We start from the raw sequence: 23,227 nt of genomic DNA, 5'->3' as shown, positions 1-23,227 counted from the left end.
GCGAAATCTCTCAATTCCCAAATTATTTTGAACATCGCATGGTCCTGTTATTCGTTTTACGCATGAGCATTTCGATGGTTGGCAGCGCATTGATTTTGGGGGCAACAGGGCGATTTGGCCGCAATGTTGCCGAAGCATTCTGGAACGCAGGCTGGACAGTTCGCCTGTTTGATCGCGCATCCGAGGACCTGAACACTGCGGCAGCAGGCGTGGACGTGATCGTAAACGGCTGGAACCCTGCCTACCCCGATTGGGAAAAGCAGGCGATGGGCCTGACACATCAGGTGATCGAGGCGGCAAAGCTGCATAATGCGACGGTGATTTTTCCGGGCAATGTCTATGTGTACGGCGCCGATGCACCACAGATATTTGCACCCGAAACCCCGCACAAGGCAACAAACCCGCTGGGCCGCATCCGGATCGATATGGAGGCCGCCTATCGTGCCGCCGATGTTCAGACAATCATTCTGCGTGCGGGCGATTTTCTGGACACAGCGGCGTCTGGCAACTGGTTCGATAAGGTCATGGCCCCGTCGCTAATCAAAGGAAAGCTGACCTACCCCGGCAACCCCGACATCCCGCACGCCTGGACGTATCTGCCTGACTTCGCCATCGCGATCGAACGGCTGGCAAGGATGCGCAACTGGTTGCCCCGTTTCACCGACCTGAGCTTTGAGGGCTATACATTGACGGGCAGTCAAATGGCCACGTTACTAAGCGAGGGCCTTTGCCGCCCTATCGAGATCAAACAGATGGCATGGTGGCCATTGAAAATGGCTGCGCCCGTTTTGCCGTTGGCCCGCCACCTATGCGAAATGCGCTACCTCTGGGACAAGCCCCACCAGTTGGACGGCAGCGCTCTGGCATCCTTCCTTCCCGACTTGCGGCACACCGACCCTGTCGAGGCACTTCGCACGGCGGCCTTGGCGGCCAAGCCGGACCTTATGGAACGGCCACGTCCACCCAAACCAAGCCATGGTGGCCTGTCTCGGGTCTGATCGTATCGGTCCCCGCGGCCTGAACCTGCAACGTTATGGATGGCAGAACATAAGACACCCGCATTTGGCCCAAATCCAGATGCGACCAGTCGACCGTGGGCACGCCCTGCAACGGGTCAGAAAGATCGGGGCGCGCCAAAAGATCGTGGATGGCCCATCTGATGCCCTCGCCTTTTGATGGATCAAGGTTTGCATCGCCTAAAATCACAAAGCGGTCCGGCGCAGGTCCGTATGTGCCCGCCAACACCTGCGACCAGATCGCGATCTCGTCATGATTACGCCGCCCGTTCCTGTCGTCGGGCCCGTCAAACACCGGCGTTGTCGCGTGGAAGGCCAATACAGAAACCTCGGCATCCGGCAGGATCACAGGCACGATCCAATGCCCATCCGAGGACAGGCGCTGAATTTCATAGGCCGGATCGTCCACGGCAATCAGCGCACCGCCCATGTCTTTCCACAGAACCTGTGTCAGATCAGTGGCGGTCCCGAATGCAAACCGTGACAGCACCGCCATACCGCCCTGCCCAGAAAAGCGTCCCCATCCTTGGGCATCGCGCCCGCGGCCAAGGCGACCGTCGCCGTCCACATCAACACCTGTGGGGCGGCCTGCGTTGGATTGCAGGGAAAAAAGATGCGAATATTCCAAGCCCTCTTCGGCGGTCCACGCGCGCAGTTCGTGTAACGCGGCAAGACCGTAGTCAAAGTCGAAATCGGTCAGCAACAGAAAATCAGGCGCGACGCGCACAATCGTTTCGACCATAGGCGCCAGATCATCATCACGGCGGTTCAGATCACGCAACAAAACCCCGGGCCCGTCCCGCGTGAAAGGCGCGGCCCACGTGGCAAAGCGGTAGGTTTCAGAGGCGAAAACAGGCGTGCCCAGCCAAACGATCAGGCTGCTTGCAAGACATCCGATTGCGCATAGGCGCGGCGGCGTTTTTCTTCGATCAGCTCGGCGACGCGCATCAAGGCGACGCCGCGCATAATCAAGGAAGCTGGCAAGAACGCCCATGCTGTCATCATCCAAACCAAAGTCTGCGGATCAGAAAGCGGCATAGGTTCCAGAACCTGCGCTGTCGCCTCGAAGATCGCCGGAATTAGGAATGGCAGAAGGAAGCCTAACGCGAAGTTAAGATTTGAATCGCGTTTGAGGCGGTAGAGCACATCGCCACCTGTGGTCGGGTCAAACAGCGGAAGGTTGATCCAGACATTGAACGCCCCATTGCGCAGCGGCCAACGCATGATGCGGATGAAGACGATGAAGAAGGCGATCGAGGCCAGGCTGATCACATAGGCCATGCCAGCGGTGGCTTTTACGACCTCGAACAGCGGCAAAGGCGCGCCTTCCGGTACAGCCAGCAAGGCAAGGCGCACGGGCGAAAACGGGAAATCCATCGCTTCGCCGATCGAACTGCCAACGTAGTAGAAGCTGCCGGACATCGCCGTGGGCATCTGGAATTCACGGGTGATCTGCGTCAGGGCGTAGACCATGCAGAACATCGTCAGGAACCGGATACGGTTGAACGGTGCCGCACTACGGAATTCGACAAAGCTGGGCATCGTGCTGAAGTATTCGAGGAACGTCAGAACGCCGCCGACAAGCGCAAGCAATGCGACCAGTTGGCTGGTATCGGACGAGACGTTAGGCAGCATGAAAGACGGCAGAGCCAATAGCCCTGCGACCAACAATGCACGTACGCCCGCACTGATCGCGCGATTAAACACGTTTCTCTGCCCCTTTGGCCGGGCGTGCATGGTCTTTTGCCATGTCCTTTTCCGACCGCTGATGCCGATTATTCACGGCTTGCCTCGTTATTAACGATAATAAAGCCAGCCGCAGCGAAAGTTCTCAAGTCGAAGATCGGTAATAGTCTGGAAATAGGGCCAAATTGGGTCAGGCTATGGCGCGAATGCATCAGGTACGACTCAAAGTGAATGCGCCTTTAAGGAGAAAAACAATATATAGTATGCGCCATTTAGTGGACCGCAACGAAAGTTGTTAACCCATCTCAATTAACGAATATTAAGACAAAAAAAGGCCGCAGAGTCGCCCCTGCAGCCTTTCGAATACAATCAATAAGAGAATCAGACCCAGGGACGCGCCTGAGAAGCCTTTTCCTCGTAGCTGTCGATCGAGCTGACCTTTTCCAGCGACAGACCGATGTCATCCAGACCGTTCAGCAGGCAATGCTTCTTGAACGGGTCAACCTCGAACGAGAAACTTTCGCCGTCGGACGTGGTAACCGTCTGCTCTTCCAGATCGACAACCATACGCGCGTTCGACCCCTTTTCGGCGTCTTTCATCAACGTATCGACGGCCTCTTGGGGCAGGACGATCGGCAGGATGCCGTTCTTGAAGCAGTTGTTGAAGAAAATGTCCGCGAAGGATGTCGAAATGACAGCCTTGATGCCGAAATCCTTCAGCGCCCACGGGGCGTGTTCGCGGGACGACCCACAACCGAAGTTGTCGCCAGCCACCAGAATTTCTGTTTCGCGGTACTGCGGCTTGTTCAGGACGAAATCTTCGATCTCGTTGCCCTGACGGTCATAGCGCATTTCGTCGAACAGGTTCACACCAAGGCCGGAACGCTTGATGGTCTTCAGGAACTGCTTGGGGATGATCATATCGGTGTCGATATTAACCAGCGGCAACGGCGCCGCGATCCCGGTGAGTTTTTCGAATTTATCCATTGGGTAATGCCCTCACATCATCTCGCGTACGTCGGTCAGCTTGCCAGTGATGGCAGCCGCGGCGGCCATGGCAGGCGATACAAGGTGCGTCCGGCCCTTATAGCCCTGACGACCTTCAAAGTTACGGTTCGACGTGGACGCGCAACGTTCGTTTTCAGCCAACTGGTCGGGGTTCATGGCAAGGCACATGGAACAACCAGCCAGACGCCATTCGAAACCGGCCTCTTTGAAGATGTCTGCCAGACCTTCTTCTTCGGCTTGTGCACGTACCAGACCCGAACCCGGAACGACCATGGCACGCATGCCGTCCTTGACCTTTTTGCCCTTCAGAACTGCCGCAGCTGCGCGCAGGTCTTCGATACGGCCGTTGGTGCAGGACCCGATGAACACGGTGTCGACTTCGATGTCCGACAGTTTCTGACCCGGTGTCAGACCCATGTAGTCCAGCGAACGGCGAACCGCGTCGACCTTGCCGCCTTTGAAGTCTTCCGGTGCCGGAACCAGCGCGCTGATCGGCAGCGCGTCTTCGGGCGATGTGCCCCAAGTGACTGTCGGCTCGATGGATTCACCAGCGATGGTCAGAACCTTGTCGAAGTGCGCATCGTCATCCGAGTACAGCGTCTTCCACCAGTTCAGCGCAGCTTCCCACTGGGCACCTTTCGGCGCGTGCGGGCGGCCTTTGACGTATTCGAACGTGGTTTCGTCCGGCGCGATCAGACCTGCGCGGGCACCACCTTCGATAGCCATGTTACAGATGGTCATGCGGCCTTCCATCGACAGATCACGGATCGCTTCACCGCAATATTCGATGACATAGCCTGTACCACCGGCTGTACCTGTTTCCGCGATGATGCGCAGAACGATGTCTTTCGCGGTCACACCGGGCAGCAGTTTGCCGGTGATTTCGACCTTCATGTTCTTGGACTTCTTCTGGATCAGCGTCTGCGTCGCCAGAACGTGCTCAACTTCGGATGTACCGATGCCGTGCGCCAGCGCGCCGAATGCGCCGTGTGTCGCTGTGTGGCTGTCGCCGCAAACAACGGTCATGCCCGGCAGGGTCCAACCCTGTTCGGGGCCGACGATGTGCACGATGCCCTGACGGACGTCAGTCACCGGATAGTAGTGAATGCCGAATTCCTTGGCGTTCTTATCCAGCGCAGCCACCTGAATGCGGCTGTCTTCTGTCATGTTCTCGGGGTTTTCACGGCCCGCTGTTGTCGGAACGTTGTGATCCGGAACAGCAATTGTCTTTTCAGGCGCGCGCACCTTGCGGCCTGCCATGCGCAGACCTTCGAACGCCTGCGGGCTGGTCACTTCGTGGACAAGGTGACGGTCGATATACAGAAGGCACGTGCCGTCGGTATCTTCATGGACGACGTGCGCGTCCCAGATTTTATCATAGAGCGTTTTGGGGGACATGGGTCCTCTCCCGTATCAGATATGTAGCAAGGGGTCTTGGCTAGGCGCTGTGCGCCGAAAGCAGGTCATCTGCTGACCTGCGGGCATGCTCATAGGCGGGCCAGCACCGTAAAGGTGGCACCGAAGAAACGTTCGCGCAGGCGGGCGCGGTCTCCGATATCGAAAACTATGATCATGAGGGGCAAATACACCTTGGTCCTGAGTCTCGCAACCTGAGTCTGCGAATGGCCCTGTAAATCAATTGTGCTTGCCTTATCGCCAACCCATGCAAGATTAGAAGGAACAACCAAGGACAGTGGAATGGAACCAGAAACGACCGCCCCGATTGAGAACCTGACACAGGTCGCCACCTCGGCCATCGACCGGTTCGAAGCGCTGGCCAACATGCTGATCCGTCCTTGGAACGCATATCAGATCGCGATTGTGATCGGGGTTTTCGTGGTGGCCCACCTTCTGGCGGCGATGATCCGGCCCAGTTTCCACAATTGGCTTCGGTCGCGGGACAACTGGCCAAAGTGGCGGTTGCGCATTGGTCTGGTGCTGCATCGCCGGATACGGATGATCCTGTTTGTCGCGCTGATCTGGATCACTGTCGCGGTGATGCGCGAAATCACATGGCCGTCGCGGTCCTATCTGCTGGCCATCGTGGCAAACCTTGCGACTGCGTGGCTGCTGATCGCCTTTGCGACGCGGCTGATCAACAACAGCTTTATCCGTGGTCTGGTGCGCTATGGTGCGTGGGCTTGGGTTACACTGTCGATCTTGAATCTGACCGATGAAACGCGCAGCATTCTGGACAGCCTGGCGATCAACATTGGCGAAACTCGGTTTTCTGTATGGCTGGTGATCCAAGCAGTTGCCATTCTGATCGTTCTCGTCGCGGCTGCCCGCTTTATCGCAACAACCAGCACAGCCCGCATTCGCGCCAACGATGAAATTTCGCGTTCGATGCAGGAACTGGCGATCAAGTTCCTGCAACTGGTGCTGTATGGCTCGGCTTTCTTTATGGGGCTGAAAATTGTCGGCGTTGACCTGACCGGTCTGGCCGTTCTGTCGGGTGCCATCGGTGTCGGCCTTGGCTTTGGTCTGCAAAAGGTCGTGTCGAACCTTGTGTCGGGTGTGATCATCCTGCTGGATAAATCTGTCAAACCCGGTGACGTGATTTCGCTGGGCGATACATTCGGTTGGATCAATTCGCTTGGCGCGCGCTACGTGTCGATCAACACCCGCGACGGCAAGGAATACCTGATCCCGAACGAAGACCTGATCACAGGTCAGGTGGTGAACTGGTCCCACTCTAACGACTACGTCCGGATCGACCTGTTCTTTGGCACCGCTTATGGCGATGATCCCCACAAGGTGCGTCAAATCGCGATCAATGCCGCCGCCAACACGGACCGCGTTCTGAACTGGAAAAAGCCCGTCTGCCACATCGTGGGCTTTGGTGACAGCAGCGTGGACTATATCCTGCGGTTCTGGATCAAAGACCCTGTTGAAGGCCTGACCAATATTCGCGGCAACGTCTATCTGGCGCTATGGGATGCATTTCAGGAAAACGGCATTTCCATCCCCTTCCCGCAGCGCGAAGTGCGCATGCTGGAAGGGTCCCAATTGGACACCCGCACATTGGATTGACTTCTGACGGAACGTTTCGACTGACATCCCCCCTTGCACAGCCCATAGTCAGATCAATTCTTGAGGGAGGGATTCCATGTCTGACGATATCGTCATCCTGTCCGGTGCACGGACAGCTATCGGCACTTTTGGCGGCAGTCTTGCCAACACCACACCTATCGACACAGCAACCGTTGCATCCAAGGCCGCGATGGAACGCGCGGGCGTAGATCCGGCACAGATCGGCACCGTCGTCTTTGGCCACGTCATCAACACCGAACCGCGCGACATGTACCTGAGCCGCGTTGCGGCGATCCAGGCGGGCATCCCCGACACGACACCTGCGATGAACGTGAACCGCCTTTGCGGTTCCGGCGCCCAATCCATCGTGTCTGCGGTTCAGTCGCTGATGCTGGGTGACGCCGATTTCGCACTGGCCGGCGGGGCCGAGGCGATGTCACGCTCGCCCTACATCCTGCCCGACGCCCGCTGGGGCGCGAAAATGGGCGATGTGCGCGCATTGGACATGATGCTGGGCGCATTGAACTGCCCCTTCGGCACGGGCCACATGGGTGTGACCGCCGAAAACGTATCCGGAGAACACGACATCAGCCGCGAAGCACAAGATGCCTTTGCGATGGAAAGCCAGACACGTGCCGCCAAGGCGATTGAGGCCGGTTACTTCAAGGACCAGATCGTTCCGGTCGAAGTAAAGGTCAAACGCGACATGGTGCCCTTCGACACAGATGAACACCCCAAGCAAACATCGCTTGAAAAGCTCGCTGGTCTGCGGGCCGTGTTCAAAAAGGACGGCACCGTCACTGCGGGCAACGCATCCGGTATCAACGATGGCGCCGCGGCGCTGGTTCTGGCGCGCGCAGGTGCCGCGGAATCCGCAGGCCTGACCCCTCGCGCCCGTGTGATCGGCTACGCCCACGCAGGCGTCCGCCCAGAGGTGATGGGCATCGGCCCCGTTCCTGCCGTTGAAAACCTGTTCGCACGGACCGGTCTGTCGGCAGGGGACTTTGACGTGATTGAATCGAACGAAGCCTTTGCCGCGCAGGCGCTGGCCGTGAACAAAGGTCTGGGCCTTGATCCGGCCAAGGTAAACCCGAACGGCGGCGCGATTGCGCTGGGTCACCCTGTGGGTGCGACTGGGTCGATCATCACGGTCAAAGCGCTGTACGAACTGGAACGTATCGGCGGCAAACGCGCGCTGATCACCATGTGCATCGGCGGCGGTCAGGGCATCGCGCTGGCGATCGAACGTATCTGATCTGAAAATCTTTGGGGTCGCGGGCATCTGCGACCCCTTCAAGGTCTTGTTCACCAAGCACTGGTATGCGACTCTGGCTGAAAGAGCAGATGTAGTCACGAACAGGCCCCATGCCCCGCGATCTTACCGGTCACGACGCGCTATTGCGCGAAATCTTCGGATTCGACACGTTTCGACCCGGTCAGGGCGAGATTGTCGAAGCTGTGACCGCTGGCCAGAACGTTCTGGCGATCATGCCCACGGGCGGCGGCAAATCCCTGTGCTACCAGCTTCCCGCACTAATGCGATCCGGTTTGACCGTCGTGATTTCCCCACTGATCGCCCTGATGCGCGATCAGGTCCGCGCCCTGCGCGAAGCGGGCGTTGCCGCCGGTGCGCTGACATCCGGCAATACGGATGAGGAAAATAACGCCGTCTGGGACCAGTTGCACGACGGTTCGCTGAAGCTGCTGTACCTTGCGCCGGAACGTCTGGCTTCAGGTGGATCGCAGCGCATGCTGGCCGAGGCGGGCGTGACACTGATCGCCGTGGATGAGGCACACTGCGTCAGCCAATGGGGCCATGACTTCCGCCCAGACTACCTGCGCATCGGCGAATTGCGCCGCGCTTTGGGTGTGCCGCTGGCGGCCTTCACCGCGACCGCCGATCAGGAAACGCAGGCCGAGATTGTCGAACGTCTGTTTGGTGGCGAACAACCGCAGACCTTCCTGCGCGGCTTTGACCGCCCGAACATCCATCTTGCGTTTCAGCCCAAGGACGGCCCCCGCCGTCAGATCCTTGATTTCGCAGGCGCGCGACGCGGCCAGTCGGGCATCGTTTACTGCGGCACCCGCGCTAAGACGGAAACCCTGTCCAAGGCACTGATCGACGACGGCCATACCGCTTGTTTCTATCACGGCGGGATGGAGCCCACCGACCGACGCCGCGTTGAAGAACGCTTTGCCACCGAGGACGGGCTGGTTGTGGTGGCGACCGTCGCGTTCGGGATGGGTGTCGACAAACCCGATATCCGCTGGGTCGCCCATGCGGACCTGCCCAAAAGCATCGAAGCCTATTATCAGGAAATCGGTCGCGCGGGCCGCGATGGCGCCCCGTCCGAGACGCTGACGCTGTACGGTCCCGACGACATCCGCCTGCGCCGCGCCCAGATTGACGAAGGCCTTGCCCCACCAGAACGCCGTGCAGCCGATCATGGTCGCCTGAACGCGCTTTTGGGTCTGGCCGAGGCGATTTCCTGCCGCCGGGTCCGCCTGCTGCGCTATTTCGGGGAAGAGGCCGAACCCTGTGGTGCCTGCGATCTGTGCGACAGTCCGCCGGAAACCTTCGACGGGACCGAAGCCGTTCGTAAAGCGTTATCCGCCGCGCTGCGCACCAACGAAAGCTTTGGCAGCGGCCATCTGATCGACATTCTGACAGGCAACATGACCGACAAGGTCAAGGAACGCGGCCATGATGCACTGCCGACCTTTGCCGTTGGCAAAGACCTGAGCCGGACACAATGGCAGGCCGTGTTCCGTCAAATGATGGGTCACGATCTGATGCGCCCCGATGCGGAACGTCACGGCGCATTGGTGATGACCGACGACGCACTGCCCCTGCTGCGCGGCGAAACGACGATCACGCTCCGCCGTGATATCATCGACCGCGCCCGCAACCGCCGCCCTGCTGTAAAGACTTTGGTCAGCGACGAAGACGCGCCGCTGCTGTCCGCGCTCAAGGCCAAGCGCCGCGCATTGGCCGAGGCTGCCCGTGCTCCCGCATACGTCATTTTCGCCGACCGCACGCTGATCGAAATGGCTGAAAACCGCCCCCAAACCATGGACGACATGGCGCGGATTTCCGGTGTCGGCGCGAAGAAACTGGAACGCTACGGCGCGGCCTTTCTCGAAGTCATCGCGGGCGAGGCCGAAAAGCTGCACCCGCAACGGCGAAAGCTGGCCGGGCGCGCTGCAGGTAGCCTTTACGATCAACTGCTGGCCGCTCAGGCAGACCTGTCGCGCGGCGAATGCGGCACGCTGAAACCGCTGTCCTGTTCTGCCTCGCAACTGGCCAAAATCGCCGACCGCCGCCCAACCGAAGAATACGGGCTGGCGCAGGTTCTGGATGACAAGCGCATGGAACGGTTCGGCGACGCGTTCCTTGACATCCTTCGCGCGGGCTAAGCGGTTTTCCTTCGGACGCAGGCGGGCTACATCTGCACCGGAACAAATGGAACGGAGTTTAAGATGCTGGTTGTGATTTCGCCTGCAAAGCGACTGGATTGGGCCGAACGTCAGGTAGACATGACCGAACCCGCCTTTGGCGAAGACGCGATGCGACTGGCGAAAACCATGCGCAATCTGACACTGGGCGACCTGAAAAGTCTGATGGACCTGTCCGATGATCTGGCCAAGCTGAACCGCGACCGTTTCAAATCCTACGCCGCCGAACCGGACGCCGACGCCGTCCGCCCCGCCGCGTTGGCCTTTGCGGGCGACACCTATCAAGGGCTCGAGGCTGCGTCTTTGGACGACGACGAAATGGCTTGGGCACAGGATCATTTACGCATTCTGTCCGGCCTTTACGGCGTACTGCGACCCTTGGATGCGATTCAGCAATACCGTCTGGAAATGGGATCGCGTCTGAAAACCCGTCGCGGAAAATCGCTTTATGATTACTGGGGCGACGATCTGGCAAAGGCGCTGAATGCGCAGGCCGAAGAGATCGGTTCAGACGTCTTGGTGAACTGCGCCAGTCAGGAATATTTCGGCGCGGTGCCGGTCAAAACGCTGAAGATGAAGGTCGTCACGCCGCAATTTTTCGAAGACAAAAACGGCACGCCGAAGATTGTCAGCTTCTACGCCAAAAAGGCACGCGGCGCGATGGCGCGCTACATCATCCAGAACCGGATTACGTCGCCCGAAAGCCTGCTGGACTTCGACACTGGCGGCTATGTCTATTCGCCTGAACTTTCGACCGAAGACAAACCCGCGTTCTTGCGTTCGCCCGAGTGATCCTGCGCCCATTTGTCGATCATGCCCGCGATGCTGTCCTTGCGTACCGGTTTGGTGATGTGATCATCCAGACCCGCTGACATGATCGCCTCGCGGTCGCCCACCAGCGCGTGGGCCGTCACCGCGATGATTGGTGTGCGCCGGCCATCGCCTTCGAGTTCGCGGATCTTCTGCGTCGCTTCCTTGCCGTCCATGCGGGGCATCGAGATATCCATAAAGATCAGGTCCGGTCGCTGCTCTTGGTAGGCGGCAACGGCCTCTTCCCCGTTGTTGGCGACGCGCAATGTGATCGGCATCGCCTTCACCATTTTCGAGAAGACCAGTTGGTTTGTTTTGTTGTCCTCGGCTAGCAGAACATCCAGTGTTTTGCTGGGTGCTTCTTCGGCGGGATCGGGGGTGTCCTGAACCTGCTTTGCGCTCGCTAAGGCTTCTGGTTCTGGCGTTTGTTCGATGGGCTGATCGGCTTCAGGCTCTGGCTCTGACCTTTCGCGCAAAGGAATTGGCGCCGGAACATGTTCGATCCTTTTTAGCGCTTCAAGAACATCGCCGCGCGGGGCTGGCACCGGCAGTAGGGCATGGAATAGTTCTGCCCCGTCCTGACTGATCTGATCCGCGTTCTCGGAAAACGCGACGATCGGATGTGCAAAGCCCTGCGCCCTGATCCGTTTGGCCATCTGCACAGACGATGCGCTGTCCTGCCCGTCGCTCAGAAACAGCACATCCGCATCCACAGTGTTCAGGTCCAAAGCATTGATATTCGCGTAAGACTGGCTTTCAACGCCCCAAATCTGAAGCCGCCGCGACAGGATGCTACGGGTGTGTGAATTGGAGTCAACGATCACCGCGCGGCCGACATCCAGTTCGACCAATCCGACTGTATTCTCGGACTCAGCCGCGGTTGGCAAAGACACGCGGAAGCCGAAACACGACCCCTTCCCTTCGACACTGTCGACCCAGATATTGCCTTCCATCAATTCGACCAGACGCTTGGTGATGGCCAGCCCCAACCCCGTGCCTTCGAACTGGCGATTGCGTTCCTCTTCAACCTGATTGAATTCGCCAAAGATGTGGTCGATTTTGTCCTTCGGAATGCCGATGCCCGTGTCTTCGACCGTCACATGCAGCGCGGTTTGTGGCCCGGCCTCAATCCCCACGACGCGGATCGTGACGCTGCCTTCCAGCGTAAACTTCACCGCATTGCCGATCAGGTTGGTCAGCACCTGACGCAAGCGTGGGCCGTCACCGACAAAACAGGTGGGCAGGAACAGATCATAATCGACCCGCAGCGCGACACCTTTATCCTTGGCCGACGGCTGAAGCAGCATGATCACTTCGTTAAGAAGTCGTTCGAAATCGAACTCTTCCGGGCGCAATTCCAGCTTGTCGGCCTCGATCTTGGAGTAATCCAGAACGTCATTGATGATCGCCAACAACGCTTCGCCCGAGTTGCGAATGGTTTCGGTATAGAGCCGCTGTTCCGATGTCAGCCCTGTGTCCATCAACAGTTCGGTCATGCCAACAACGCCGTTCATCGGCGTGCGGATTTCGTGGCTCATGTTCGCAAGGAACGACGATTTGGCCCTGTTGGCGGCCTCGGCTCGTTCCATCGCGGATTCCAGATCTTTCTGGGTCTCTTTCAGCGCGGTGATATCAACCCGCAGCCCCACGCGCCCGCCGTCCGATGTCTGCTTTTCAAACACCCGTACCCAGCGACCGCCTTCAAGCCGCTGCTCAAGAACGTTTTCGGGTTTCTGATGATGCGCCATACGTTCGGCAAGCCATGCCTCTTCCCGCCCTATCGCCTCGGGGTATTGGTTGTGATCCAGCCCGTAGCGGATGATGTCTTCGAACTGAGCACCGGGAACCATCGACTCGGCGCTTCTGTGATAGAATCTACGATAGCGATCGTTGCACATGACCAACCGGTCTTCGGCATCGTACAGCACGAACCCGTCAGGAAGTTCAGAAACGGCGGCCCACATGCGCATCAGGTCGGTCATATCGACCACCAGACACACAACCGCGCCATCAGCCGTCCGCTGGTTTTGCAGTTTCAGAAAACGTCCGTTCCACATTTTCAGGGTCTGTGGTTCAAACTGATCGGACATCCACAGATCGCCGATGCGGCTGATCCATTGGTGCGGTGTTTCCCGCCCCAGATCGACCAGACCTTCGGTCGCCATAAGCGTGATCAACGTGCGGTAGCCGACACCGGTGCGCACCATTTCCAAGTCGTCGAAAATGTTGCGGAACGCATGGTTGGCCACCTCTAACCGCCCGTCTTCGCCGAACATGGCAAAGCCGTCGCGCATCGCCTCAAGCGCTTTCCAAAGCTGGCTTTCGACGACCTGCATTTTTTCGACCGCATGGCCGAGACGGTTCAGAACGTCTTTCTTTTCGTCCTCGATCGCCGCCACCTTGCGGCGGGTCGCGCCGATTTCCAGCGTCAGGTCGCGCGAATGCTGACCCAACCGCCGGTTGGCAGCCATGAGTTCGGCCTCTTTCTGTTCCAGCCGCCGTTCAGCAGCCAGACGGGCGCGGCGTTCTTTCGCGAGCAGTTCGTCCAAAGTCGGGTCATCCTTAACTGACCGTACGATCCTGCGCCGCTGGCAGTGAACATCCCTTTAACCCGAAAAAACAAAAACCGCGCCGGAACACCCGGCGCGGCAAAAAAGCCCGTAAGATTTTAGGCAATCACACGTCAGTAGCCGTAAAACGCGCCCGCGTTGTTCGCCAGAATGATCCGCAGCGCATAAAGCGCCAGCAGCGCAACCAGCGGCGCCAGATCAAGCCCGCCAGTCTGCGGCATGAACTGACGGATGCGGGAATAGACCGGTTCCAGCAGACGGTTCAGCCCGTACCAGATTTGCGCAACGATCGGCTGGCGCAGGTTCAGCACCTGAAAATTGATCAGCCAGCTCATGACCACATGGGCAATGATGAAAAACCAAGCGACGTCCAGCAGAAGCATCAAAATCTGGAAAAGGGATTGCATGTGGTGCCTGTCCTTATTGCAAGTGCGTGTTTACGCGCCCTTTTAGGTAAGGGGCCTGTGTCAAAAGGACAAGTGCCGCTAGGTCGGGCCTTGACCCTCTGGGCGATCAACGACACGGCTGGGCCGAAGGAGTTTCCATATGTATCCGTTCATTCGACTGGCCAAAGATATCTTCGTCAACGCGCGGGCAACGCCGCTTGGTATGGGTGAAACCCATGTGTCGCATCATATCTGCTGGCCGTGGGATCTGGACCTTTGGTGGGAACTGAACAACGGGCGCACCCTGACGATTTACGATCTGGGCCGCATCCCGCTTGCGATGCGCGGGGGTCTGACAAAGGCATTGCGCGACAACAAATGGGGCCTGACGGTTGCGGGGTCGTCTGTGCGCTATCGCCGCCGTGTCCGGATGTTTGCCAAGATCGAAATGAAGTCGCGTCTGGCTTGCTGGGACGACAAGTTCCTGTATGTCGAACAAAGCATGTGGCTGTCGAACGGCGAATGTTCCAGCCATGCACTGTTCCGCACTGCGATCACCGATAAGAACGGTATTGTGTCGCCCGAACGCGTGCTAACGGCGATGGGGCTGAACGTGGCATCCCCCGAGATGCCCGACTGGATCAAGGCATGGTCGGACGCCGAGGCAAAGCGCCCTTGGCCCCCGATGCAGGACTGACACAGACAGCACCCCGATAGGTTTCCCTTACGGCGCTTTCAAAGGCAGTGCTTGCTAAACCAGCGGCCTCTCTGTTCTATCGACGAAACGTCGTACCGAACGGGAGGTCGGACCTATGGCCGAGATTTCAGCGAAAAAGCGTATTTGGGGCTGGATGTGGTTCGACTGGGCGCAACAGCCCTATGCCACCCTCGGCCTGACTTTTATCTTCGGACCCTACTTTGCCGCCGTCGCTGTGGGCTACTTTATTGCCCAAGGCATGGGCGACGATGCCGCCCGCGTTCAGGCGCAAGAGCTGTGGACCGGCGCGCAGGCGATTGCGGGTCTGGTAATCGCGTTCTCGGCACCATTTATCGGCGCTTGGGCTGGTGCAACGGGACGTCGCAAGCCGTGGTTCTATGCCTTTATCGCCGTCGCAGTGGTCTGCTCGGCTATGCTGTGGAACCTGCAGGCAGATGGAACCGGATTGATGATGGCGCTGCTGTTGTTCTGGGTGGGCTTTGTCGCCTCGGAATCCGCTTTTGCGCTTTATAACTCGATCCTGCCATCACTGGGCGAAACCGAAGAGGCGGGCCGCATCAGTGGCGGGGCAACGGCGTTTGGCTATTGGGGTGGCGTGCTGTCGCTGTTCATCATGCTGCTGCTGTTTGCGGAAAACGAAGTGACCGGCAAAACGCTGATCGGGATTGAACCGATCCTTGGCCTTGATCCTGAAACGCGCGAAGGCACCCGTGCCGTTGGCCCGTTCATCGCGATCTGGTTTGTGATCTTTGTGATCCCGTTTTTCATGTGGACCAAAGACACCCCGACACAGAACCGCGGTGGTGTCGGTGTAGCGCTTAGCCGCCTTTGGGCCAGCATCCGCGCCGCGTTCCGCAAGCGGTCTTATGGCAGCTTTCTTCTGGGGTCGATGTTCTACCGTGACGCCCTGACGATGCTCTATAGCGCGGGCGGCGTATACGCGAACCTTGTGCTGGACTGGACCGTGATCCAGATCGGCGTCTTCGGCATCATCGCGGCGATCGCGGCTGCAATCCTTAGCTGGGTGGGTGGCATCGCCGATGCGCGGCTTGGCCCCAAGCCTGTCATCATCTTCTCCATCTGGGTTCTGATCGGCGTTTGTCTTGTCGTCGTCGGCATGTCGCGCGAAAGCCTGTTCGGCATCCCGCTGGCCGAAGGGTCGCTTGTACCGGACATCGTATTCTACTTCTGCGGCGCTGCCATCGGCGGCGCTGGTGGCGCGATGTATTCGGCTTCTCGGTCTATGATGGTGCGCCACTGCACGCCCGAAAACGCGACAGAGGCGTTTGGCCTATTTGCCCTGACCGGCCGCGCCACCGCGTTTCTGGCCCCTGCTCTGGTCGCGGTGTTCACATCTTGGACGCAGAGCAATCAGTTGGGCTATATTCCGGTGATCATCCTTTTCGCGCTGGGGCTTTTTCTGCTACGTTGGGTACATCCCAACGGAGAACGAGCAGAATGATCCGTACCGCATTTTTGATTACCGCATTGGTCGGCTTGACGGCCTGCGGCGGCAGCCAGCCGTCGCGCAACCTAGAAGCCGCAAAGTCCGCGCCCCGCGCGACCGCAATCTCATCCGTCATTTCGTCGAAAAGCGCCAAACAGCTGTTCGGGGCGGAACGCATCGCATCAAACCAGCGATCCGAACCTTTTGGCGGCTATGCCAAGGGCTGTGCCGCTGGCAACGTGATGCTGCCGGAAACAGGCCCCACATGGCAGGCGATGCGCCTGTCCCGCAACCGCAACTGGGGCCAACCCGAGGCCATCGACTTTATCAAAGACCTGAGCGCCAAGGCCGCAAAACAGCCGGGCTGGAGCGGGCTATATATCGGTGACATCAGCCAGCCTCGTGGCGGCCCGATGCTGACGGGTCACGCCAGTCACCAGATCGGTTTGGACGCCGACATCTGGCTACGCCCCGCTGACCGGCTGAACCTGTCTACGACCGAACGCGAAAATATCTCGTCCATCTCGATGCGACGCGCGAACGGGGCCTTCACCAATGATCAATGGACCCGCGCGCATCACAACATCCTGAAAGCCGCCGCAAGCGACCCGCGTGTCGCGCGGATCTTCATCTTCCCCGGTGCCAAAGTGCAGATGTGCAAAGATGAAAAGGGCGACCGGAGCTGGCTGCGCAAAATCCGTCCGTGGTACGGCCACCACTATCATTTCCACGTTCGTCTGGCCTGCCCCAAGGACGCGCGCGGCTGTGTGGATCAGGCACCGCCGCCTGCGGGCGATGGATGCGCGGACGCGCAGGAATGGGTCAACAACATCCTGAACCCACCGCCGCCGGATCCGAACGCGCCCAAGCCCAAGCCCAAACGTGAAATCACACTCGGGGATTTGCCTGCACAATGCGCAAGCGTACTCTCGGCGCGATAAGCGCGGTTGTACTTGGCCTTTTTTCGCTGAACTCGGACGCGGGCGAACCAGCCCGCGCCGTTTTTGTCGGGGCCAAAGTGTGGACCGCTGACGGCCCTGATCACACAGACTTTGGCGGCTTTTCCGCGCTTGAACTGGATGACACCGGAACAGGCTTTGTTGCGCTGACCGACAAGGGAAACATCACCAAAGGCCGGTTTGTCCGTGATCCCGCAGGGCGCGTGATCCGCGTTGAACGTGCGGTCCTGTCAAAATTGTCCGGACCAGATGGCCCCTTGGGCGAACGTCAGACAGACTCTGAAGGGCTCGCTCTTGCGGAAGGTGGCGATTTTTACGTCTCGTTTGAAAGCGCGAACCGGATTTTGAAATATCGAACCGACGGGCATGTCACCGCCGTTCCTTCGGCACCGGACTTTGCGGGTCTTCAAAGCAACTCCGGCCTTGAGGCACTGGCAGTCGATAGCGAAGGGCGCCTTTACACGCTGCCGGAACGGTCCGGCAAACTGACACGCCCCTTTCCTGTCTGGCGCTATGACGGGAAAAACTGGCAGGTCGCCTTTGAAATGTCACGAAGCGGAAGTTTCCTTCCTGTCGGGGCAGACTTTGGCCCCGATGGATGGCTGTATGTTCTGGAACGGGGCTTTAACGGCTTCGGTTTTCAAAGCCGCATCCGGCGGTTTCCACCAAATCAATCCGGCATCGCGGATGGCGCGACCCTTTTGGTGACGTCAATCGGCGTTCACGACAATCTGGAAGGCATCTCGGTCTGGCAGGACAATGACGGCGCGATCCGCATCACGATGATTGCCGACGACAACTTCAAATCCTTCCAGCGCACCGAGATCGTCGATTATCGTTTGACGCAATAGCTTGTGTCGCGGCAGCCTAGATTGTATCGGCCCCTGTTCCGCAATCACAAAGGCATAGCCTGACATGACCCGCACATACCTTCCCGGCGTAATCGCCATGGCAGCAATCGTTGTTGCCTCGAACGTCCTTGTCCAGTTCCTGATCCTTGATGGCCTTCTGACTTGGGGCGCTTTCACCTATCCCTTCGCGTTTCTTGTCACGGACCTGATGAACCGCCTGTACGGCGTCGCCGCCGCCCGTCGCGTGGTGTTCGCCGGCTTTATCGTGGGCGTGATCTGTTCGCTGATCGGCAGCCAGATCATGTTGCAGGGTGACGGCTATACATACGCTGCCGTTCCGCTGCGTATCGCGGTCGGGTCCGGCATCGCGTTTCTGATTGCCCAACTGACCGATGTGGCCGTCTTCGACCGCATTCGCGCCGGAAGCTGGTGGCGCGCGCCGCTTGTGTCCAGTGTGATTGGTTCCGCTTTGGACACAGCCCTTTTCTTTTCCATCGCCTTTTCGCAGTCGATTTCGGTCTTCGGAGAGGCCGCAGACGCCGACATCAACTGGGCTTGGGACAGCGTTCCATTGCTGCTTTCAGGCCCTGAAGCACCGCTATGGGTGACTTTGGCGCTTGCGGACTGGTTGGTGAAAATGGCGATCGCTCTGATCGCCCTGATCCCGTTCCGTTTGATCGTTTCTTGGGCAAAGGGAACATCAACTCAAAGCTGAACGTAAAAAAGTATTTTGTGGTTTGGACAATCCATGCCAACATCATCTTGCGTTTATCAACAGCTGAAAGGAGGTGATCCAGTGGTTAGAGATACATTGGAGCGAGGTGTCGGAACAGTTCGGAGGACGCTGACTTAGGGGCAGCCCCCTAGGATAGAAAATCCCGAATTGGTGTGTGCCTAACCGGCCCCACCTCCTGAGTTCTCGAAGGGCTGTTCGCAAAGCGGGCAGCCCTTTTCGATTTCCTGCACTATGTAAACGTCATGCTACGGATCAACGACGCCATATCCATCGAAGACTGGGAACTGACTGAACAGTTCGTCCGGTCCTCTGGCCCCGGTGGCCAGAACGTCAACAAGGTGTCGACGGCAGTAGAATTGCGCTTTGAGGCGGCCCGTTCGCCGAACCTGCCCGAGCCCGTCAAAAACCGCCTGCGCCGGATTGCCGGACGTCGCTGGACCAAGGAAGGGGCGCTTATCCTTCAGGTCGAAGACACGCGGTCCCAAGCGCGCAACCGCGAAATCGCCCGCGAACGGCTGCGCGAGCTGATCCTGAAAGCGCTGGAAAAGCCCAAACGCCGGATCGCGACCAAACCCACATACGGCTCCAAGCAACGCCGCCTGAAGGCCAAGAAAGAACGTGGAGAGGTCAAAGCCATGCGCGGCAAGGTCGATCCGGATTGATGGGCAGCTTTACTGATTGGGATCAGCAGGTGCGCCTCTGGCCTTGATTACCACCAAGTATCAGAATTACGCGGCGCAGCCTTGCAAAAGAAAACATCCGCAGCGTTAATCCCGCTGCGGGTGTTTAAAAACTCGTTAACCCACGAACGATTTAGGCGGCGCGCACCAGCCCTGCGTAGGCAGGCGCGAAGGCTGCGATCTGGGACAGAGCGTATTCCGCCGTTGCCTTGATCCGGGCGGGATCAGGGTGTTGGTCGGCAACCTTCAGCATGCGGTGCCACAGGCAGGCCTGAACGGTTTGTGCGGTCAGTTGCATGAAATCATGGGCCAACGGGCTGGCATCGGACTGCGACAGGATCACGTCCCGCGCTTCACGCCATGACCCGACGACCGGGGCCAACGCCGCAGTTTCCGCCAGTTCCTGCTCAAGGAACGCATCAAACGCCTTGCCCGCAGCCGCAGGCAACAGGCGTGTTGCCAGAACGCGGGCGTGAATGCCGTTGGCACCTTCGTAAATCGCACAGATGCGGGCATCGCGCCATGTCTGTTCAGCATGATATTCCTGAAGGTAGCCATAGCCGCCCAGCACCTGCATCGCGGTGGATGCGGCATGGGTCGCGGCCTCGGTGCAGGCCACTTTGGCAACAGGCGTCAGGAAGTCCACCAGATCGGGGTTTTCACCGCTTTCCAGCGCAACAAACGCCATATGTGCCAGCGCACGGCCACCAAGACCGGCGGCATCAATTTCGCGCAGCATACGGGTGACATCGGCGTGGTCGGTCAGCATGGCAGGGCTGCCATCCGCCGGACGGCCCTGTTTGCGCGTTTCAGCGTAGGTCCGGGCGATGTCATAAGCGCGGGACGAATGCGCAACACCCTGCAGCGCCACGTCCAGACGGGCGTGGTTCATCATGGTGAACATCGCTTTAAGGCCGTTGCCCAAACCGCCGATCAGCTCGGCCTCGGCCCCGTCAAATGCCAGTTGGCAGGTGGGCGAGGCATGAAGGCCCATCTTTTCTTCGATCCGCGTGACGGTGACGTCGTTGCGTGTGCCGTCAGTCTTTTCAGACGTCACAAGGAACAGCGACAGGCCCTTGATCCCTTCGGGCGAGGTGCGCGCCAGAACCAGATGCAAGATCTTGTCCGACATGTCCTGATCACCGCCCGAGATGAAGATCTTTTCACCGGTGATCTTCCAGACGTCGCCATCCTGTTCGGCGCGGCACCGGACAGCAGACAGGTCAGACCCCGCCGCCGGTTCCGTCAGCGCCATGGTCACCAGATACGTCCCATCCGCCAACAACGGCATGTGACGCGCCTTCTGCTCATCCGTGCCGAAATTGATCAGCGTCCGGATCGCGCCGGGCACCAGACCGGTCACCATCTGCAAGGAATGGTTCGCGCCCGAATAAATCTCGGACGTGATGGCAAGCGTCAGTGCATCCATGCCCTGCCCGCCAAATTCCTCGGGCGCGGTTAGCGACGGCCAACCGGCCTCAACAAACGCACGATAGCACTCGATATAGCCATCCGGCATCCGCACGCGCCCGTTTTCAAGGCGTGCGCCTTGCTGGTCGCCGATCAGGTTCAACGGCGCAATCTCGCCCTCGGCGAAGGCCGCGAAATGGCTGGCGACCTCGCCGCTCAGTTCGGCGTCGTATTCATCCAGCTTCCCCGCATCCGCGACGTGGTTCAGGGTGAACAGGATGTCGTCCAAAGGGGCGCGGAACTCGGTCATTCGATCAGCCCCAAAAGGCGCGCTGCGTTGTTCTTGATGATGTCTTCGCGCAGCTCGTCCTTGATGGCGATGCTTTCGAAATCCTTCAACCAGCGCTCGGGTGTGATCATCGGCCAGTCAGAGCCGAAGAGAACCTTTTTGCGCAGGATTGAATTGCAGTAACGCACAAGGATTTCAGGGAAATACTTGGGCGACCAGCCGGACAGGTCGATGTAGACGTTGGGCTTGTGCTGGGCGACGGCCAGCGCCTCTTCCTGCCACGGGAAGGACGGGTGCGCGGCGACGATTTTCATGTCGGGGAAATCGACGGCAACATCATCCAGATACATCGGGTTGGAAAACTTCAGACGCATCCCGTTGCCACCCGGCATGCCCGATCCGACACCTGTCTGGCCAGTGTGGAACAGGGCAACGCAGCCCTCTTCCTGAATGACTTCGTACAGCGGATAGGCAAAGCGTTCGTTCGGATAGAAGCCTTGGAACGTCGGGTGGAATTTGAAGCCCTTGATGCCGTATTCACGGATGATCCGGCGCGCTTCTCGGACGGCCATCTTGCCTTTGTGCGGATCAATGGATGCGAAGGGGATCAGGATGTCGTCGTTCTGTTTGACCAGTTCAGCGACTTCGTCATTCGAATAGCGGCGATAGCCGGTTTCGCGTTCCGCATCGACGGGGAAGATCACCGCCGCGATGTTCTGTTCGCGGAAATGCGCAGCCGTTTCGGGGATCGTCGGCGGATGGTCCCAAGGCGCGCGGAAATACTTGGCCATCGTGGACTGCAGATCATCATAACCGTCATCCGCGTGGCAGCCGCAGGGTTCTTCGGCGTGGGTGTGGATGTCGATCGCACGGACCTTGTTTACATCAATCATAATCGGCTCCTGATCCTGATGGCCTAGCGGCCGGATTCAAATGTTCGGAATTGGCGCAGAATGCGGTCAAGCTGCGCACGGTCTTCAGCCGACAATTGGCCAAAGAGCTTTTCTTCATGGGCCTGACAGGCTTTCACAGCCTGATCCGCAAGGGCCAGACCTGCGCTGGTGGCGTTCAGGCAATAGGCACGGCGGTCATCCAGATCACGTGTGCGGGTGATCAGACCACGGCGTTCCAGTTCTTCTACGATGGCCACGAAATTCGGGCGTTCGATGCCCAGTGTGTCGGCCAGTGTCGACTGCCGCTGATCCGGCGTTTCCGCGATCAGCAGCAAGGTCGAATAGGTCGCCAGACGCAAATCCAGCGACTTGAGCACTTGCATCAGGTCTGCCTGCACGACCTGCCATGCACAGCGCAGGTGATAGCCGGTAAACCCATGCAATACATTCGCATGGGCGCCTTGCTGTGACTTACAGTCGAGTTTGTCAGACACTGACATGGCTTTACCGGAACGTTGGCGTACGCTTTTCAAGGAAGGCAGCAAGGCCTTCTTGCGCGTCGGGGCTGGTTTGCGTCAGGGCGGCGCACAGGCTTTCTGTGAACAGACCGTCGGCTTTGGACATGTCTTCGATCCGCGCGAGCGCCTGGATCATCACATAGTTCGACAGCGGCGCGTTCTTGGCGATCTTGCGTGCCAGCTCCAGCGCCAGTTCCAGTGCCTTGCCTTCTTCGACCACGTAATGGGTCAGACCCAGTGCCTTGCCTTCTTCCGCGCCGTATTTACGGCCCGTCAGCATCATCTCGATCATGCGGTCCGCACCAAGAATGCGACCGACACGAACGCTGGCGCCACCGCCAACAAAGATACCGCGACGGCCTTCGGGCAACTGGAAGATGGTCGAAGGTTCGGCGATACGCACATGCGTCGATGTCGCCAGTTCCAGACCACCACCAATGACCGCGCCGAACATGGCGGACACGACCGGCAGACCGCCGAACTGGATACGGTCCATGACAGCGTGCCAGCCACGGGAATGGCGCACGATGCCCTCGGCGTCGCGCTGCTTGGCTTCGGCCAGATCCAGACCCGAACAATAATGGCCTGCGGTGCCCGTCAGAACAGCGACCTTCACACCTTCCGGCACGTTTCTGAAGAACGCATCGATTTCTTCCAGAAGCGCGTCGGACATGGCGTTGCGCTTGTCCGGGCGGTTCATGGTCAGAATGGCGATTTCACCATCGATATCAATTTTTACGAGAGGTTCGGTCATAAGTGCC

General features: G+C 58.8%; 21 protein-coding genes. 11 read left to right on the top strand and 10 right to left on the bottom strand.

Going from position 1 to position 23,227, the window contains the following annotated elements; translation table 11 throughout:
* Positions 1 to 38: 38 nt before the first annotated feature.
* Positions 39 to 998, top strand: a complete 960-nt coding sequence (locus AC4FIA_RS03280; protein WP_490364699.1) for a Rossmann-fold NAD(P)-binding domain-containing protein — start codon at positions 39 to 41, stop codon at positions 996 to 998.
* Here the strand turns inward: AC4FIA_RS03280 and AC4FIA_RS03275 are convergent.
* The 4 genes from AC4FIA_RS03275 to leuC all read right to left on the bottom strand — a co-directional run bounded on the left by AC4FIA_RS03275 (position 943) and on the right by leuC (position 5,108).
* Entirely contained in the window at positions 943 to 1,797 is an 855-nt protein-coding gene (locus tag AC4FIA_RS03275; protein ID WP_490364814.1) for an endonuclease/exonuclease/phosphatase family protein, read from the bottom strand. The genes AC4FIA_RS03280 and AC4FIA_RS03275 overlap by 56 nt on opposite strands.
* Positions 1,798 to 1,889: 92 nt before the next feature.
* Positions 1,890 to 2,723 carry a hypothetical protein gene (locus AC4FIA_RS03270; RefSeq protein ID WP_234994747.1) on the bottom strand — a complete coding sequence of 278 codons (834 nt, stop codon included), beginning with the start codon at positions 2,721 to 2,723 and terminating at the stop codon, positions 1,890 to 1,892.
* Positions 2,724 to 3,083: 360 nt separating this feature from the next.
* On the bottom strand, positions 3,084 to 3,689 hold the full coding sequence (gene leuD / locus AC4FIA_RS03265; protein WP_103910639.1) for a 3-isopropylmalate dehydratase small subunit: 606 nt from the start codon (positions 3,687 to 3,689) through the stop codon (positions 3,084 to 3,086).
* A gap of 12 nt (positions 3,690 to 3,701) precedes the next feature.
* Positions 3,702 to 5,108 carry a 3-isopropylmalate dehydratase large subunit gene (gene leuC, locus AC4FIA_RS03260; RefSeq protein ID WP_490364698.1) on the bottom strand — a complete coding sequence of 469 codons (1,407 nt, stop codon included), beginning with the start codon at positions 5,106 to 5,108 and terminating at the stop codon, positions 3,702 to 3,704.
* Positions 5,109 to 5,408: 300 nt separating this feature from the next.
* On the opposite strand from leuC, the gene AC4FIA_RS03255 reads away from it, so the two are divergent.
* The 4 genes from AC4FIA_RS03255 (at position 5,409) to yaaA (ending at position 10,991) form a co-directional block, all read left to right on the top strand.
* Positions 5,409 to 6,743, top strand: coding sequence for a mechanosensitive ion channel family protein (locus AC4FIA_RS03255; protein WP_490364697.1), 1,335 nt, complete (start codon positions 5,409 to 5,411; stop codon positions 6,741 to 6,743).
* A 76-nt stretch (positions 6,744 to 6,819) separates the two neighbouring features.
* Positions 6,820 to 7,998, top strand: coding sequence for an acetyl-CoA C-acyltransferase family protein (locus AC4FIA_RS03250; protein WP_490364696.1), 1,179 nt, complete (start codon positions 6,820 to 6,822; stop codon positions 7,996 to 7,998).
* Between the two features lie 110 nt (positions 7,999 to 8,108).
* Positions 8,109 to 10,160, top strand: coding sequence for a DNA helicase RecQ (gene recQ, locus AC4FIA_RS03245; protein WP_490364695.1), 2,052 nt, complete (start codon positions 8,109 to 8,111; stop codon positions 10,158 to 10,160).
* Positions 10,161 to 10,223: 63 nt separating this feature from the next.
* Positions 10,224 to 10,991 (top strand): peroxide stress protein YaaA, encoded by a 768-nt coding sequence (yaaA, locus tag AC4FIA_RS03240; protein WP_490364694.1) that lies wholly within the window; start codon positions 10,224 to 10,226, stop codon positions 10,989 to 10,991.
* On the opposite strand, the gene AC4FIA_RS03235 is transcribed toward yaaA, so the two are convergent.
* Together AC4FIA_RS03235 and AC4FIA_RS03230 are read right to left on the bottom strand one after the other, a co-directional pair.
* Complete coding sequence (locus tag AC4FIA_RS03235) at positions 10,934 to 13,558, bottom strand: PAS-domain containing protein (RefSeq protein WP_490364693.1); 2,625 nt, start codon at positions 13,556 to 13,558, stop codon at positions 10,934 to 10,936. The genes yaaA and AC4FIA_RS03235 overlap by 58 nt on opposite strands.
* 134 nt (positions 13,559 to 13,692) lie before the next feature.
* Entirely contained in the window at positions 13,693 to 13,986 is a 294-nt protein-coding gene (locus AC4FIA_RS03230; protein ID WP_103910645.1) for a YggT family protein, read from the bottom strand.
* A 139-nt stretch (positions 13,987 to 14,125) separates the two neighbouring features.
* Here AC4FIA_RS03230 and AC4FIA_RS03225 point away from each other — a divergent pair, with 139 nt between their 5' ends.
* From AC4FIA_RS03225 to arfB, 6 genes are all read left to right on the top strand, one after another.
* On the top strand, positions 14,126 to 14,662 hold the full coding sequence (locus AC4FIA_RS03225) for an acyl-CoA thioesterase (RefSeq protein ID WP_490364692.1): 537 nt from the start codon (positions 14,126 to 14,128) through the stop codon (positions 14,660 to 14,662).
* 115 nt (positions 14,663 to 14,777) lie between these two features.
* Entirely contained in the window at positions 14,778 to 16,145 is a 1,368-nt protein-coding gene (locus AC4FIA_RS03220) for an MFS transporter (RefSeq protein ID WP_490364691.1), read from the top strand.
* Positions 16,142 to 17,071 (top strand): penicillin-insensitive murein endopeptidase, encoded by a 930-nt coding sequence (mepA, locus tag AC4FIA_RS03215; RefSeq protein WP_103910648.1) that lies wholly within the window; start codon positions 16,142 to 16,144, stop codon positions 17,069 to 17,071. The genes AC4FIA_RS03220 and mepA overlap by 4 nt, the downstream gene beginning before the upstream one ends.
* Positions 17,044 to 17,940, top strand: coding sequence for an esterase-like activity of phytase family protein (locus AC4FIA_RS03210; protein WP_490364690.1), 897 nt, complete (start codon positions 17,044 to 17,046; stop codon positions 17,938 to 17,940). The genes mepA and AC4FIA_RS03210 overlap by 28 nt, the downstream gene beginning before the upstream one ends.
* A 64-nt stretch (positions 17,941 to 18,004) precedes the next feature.
* Positions 18,005 to 18,655 carry a queuosine precursor transporter gene (locus AC4FIA_RS03205; RefSeq protein WP_490364689.1) on the top strand — a complete coding sequence of 217 codons (651 nt, stop codon included), beginning with the start codon at positions 18,005 to 18,007 and terminating at the stop codon, positions 18,653 to 18,655.
* A 263-nt stretch (positions 18,656 to 18,918) separates the two neighbouring features.
* Complete coding sequence (arfB, locus tag AC4FIA_RS03200; protein WP_103910651.1) at positions 18,919 to 19,338, top strand: alternative ribosome rescue aminoacyl-tRNA hydrolase ArfB; 420 nt, start codon at positions 18,919 to 18,921, stop codon at positions 19,336 to 19,338.
* A 151-nt stretch (positions 19,339 to 19,489) separates the two neighbouring features.
* On the opposite strand, the gene AC4FIA_RS03195 is transcribed toward arfB, so the two are convergent.
* From AC4FIA_RS03195 to AC4FIA_RS03180, 4 genes are read right to left on the bottom strand one after another with little or no spacing between them, the layout of a single operon-like run.
* Positions 19,490 to 21,076 (bottom strand): acyl-CoA dehydrogenase family protein, encoded by a 1,587-nt coding sequence (locus AC4FIA_RS03195; RefSeq protein WP_490364688.1) that lies wholly within the window; start codon positions 21,074 to 21,076, stop codon positions 19,490 to 19,492.
* Positions 21,073 to 21,948, bottom strand: a complete 876-nt coding sequence (locus AC4FIA_RS03190) for an amidohydrolase family protein (RefSeq protein WP_488048918.1) — start codon at positions 21,946 to 21,948, stop codon at positions 21,073 to 21,075. Before AC4FIA_RS03190 ends, AC4FIA_RS03195 begins: the two co-directional genes overlap by 4 nt.
* A 23-nt stretch (positions 21,949 to 21,971) precedes the next feature.
* Positions 21,972 to 22,442, bottom strand: a complete 471-nt coding sequence (locus tag AC4FIA_RS03185; RefSeq protein ID WP_490364687.1) for a MarR family winged helix-turn-helix transcriptional regulator — start codon at positions 22,440 to 22,442, stop codon at positions 21,972 to 21,974.
* 10 nt (positions 22,443 to 22,452) lie between these two features.
* Positions 22,453 to 23,220: a crotonase/enoyl-CoA hydratase family protein gene (locus AC4FIA_RS03180; protein ID WP_490364686.1), complete on the bottom strand. Its 768-nt coding sequence runs from the start codon at positions 23,218 to 23,220 to the stop codon at positions 22,453 to 22,455.
* Between the last annotated feature and the right edge of the window lie 7 nt (positions 23,221 to 23,227).

It is taken from the genome of Thalassococcus sp. (assembly GCF_982780845.1).
Note: the sequence above shows the minus strand (reverse complement) of the source record. Positions and strands in the feature narration are given on the sequence as shown.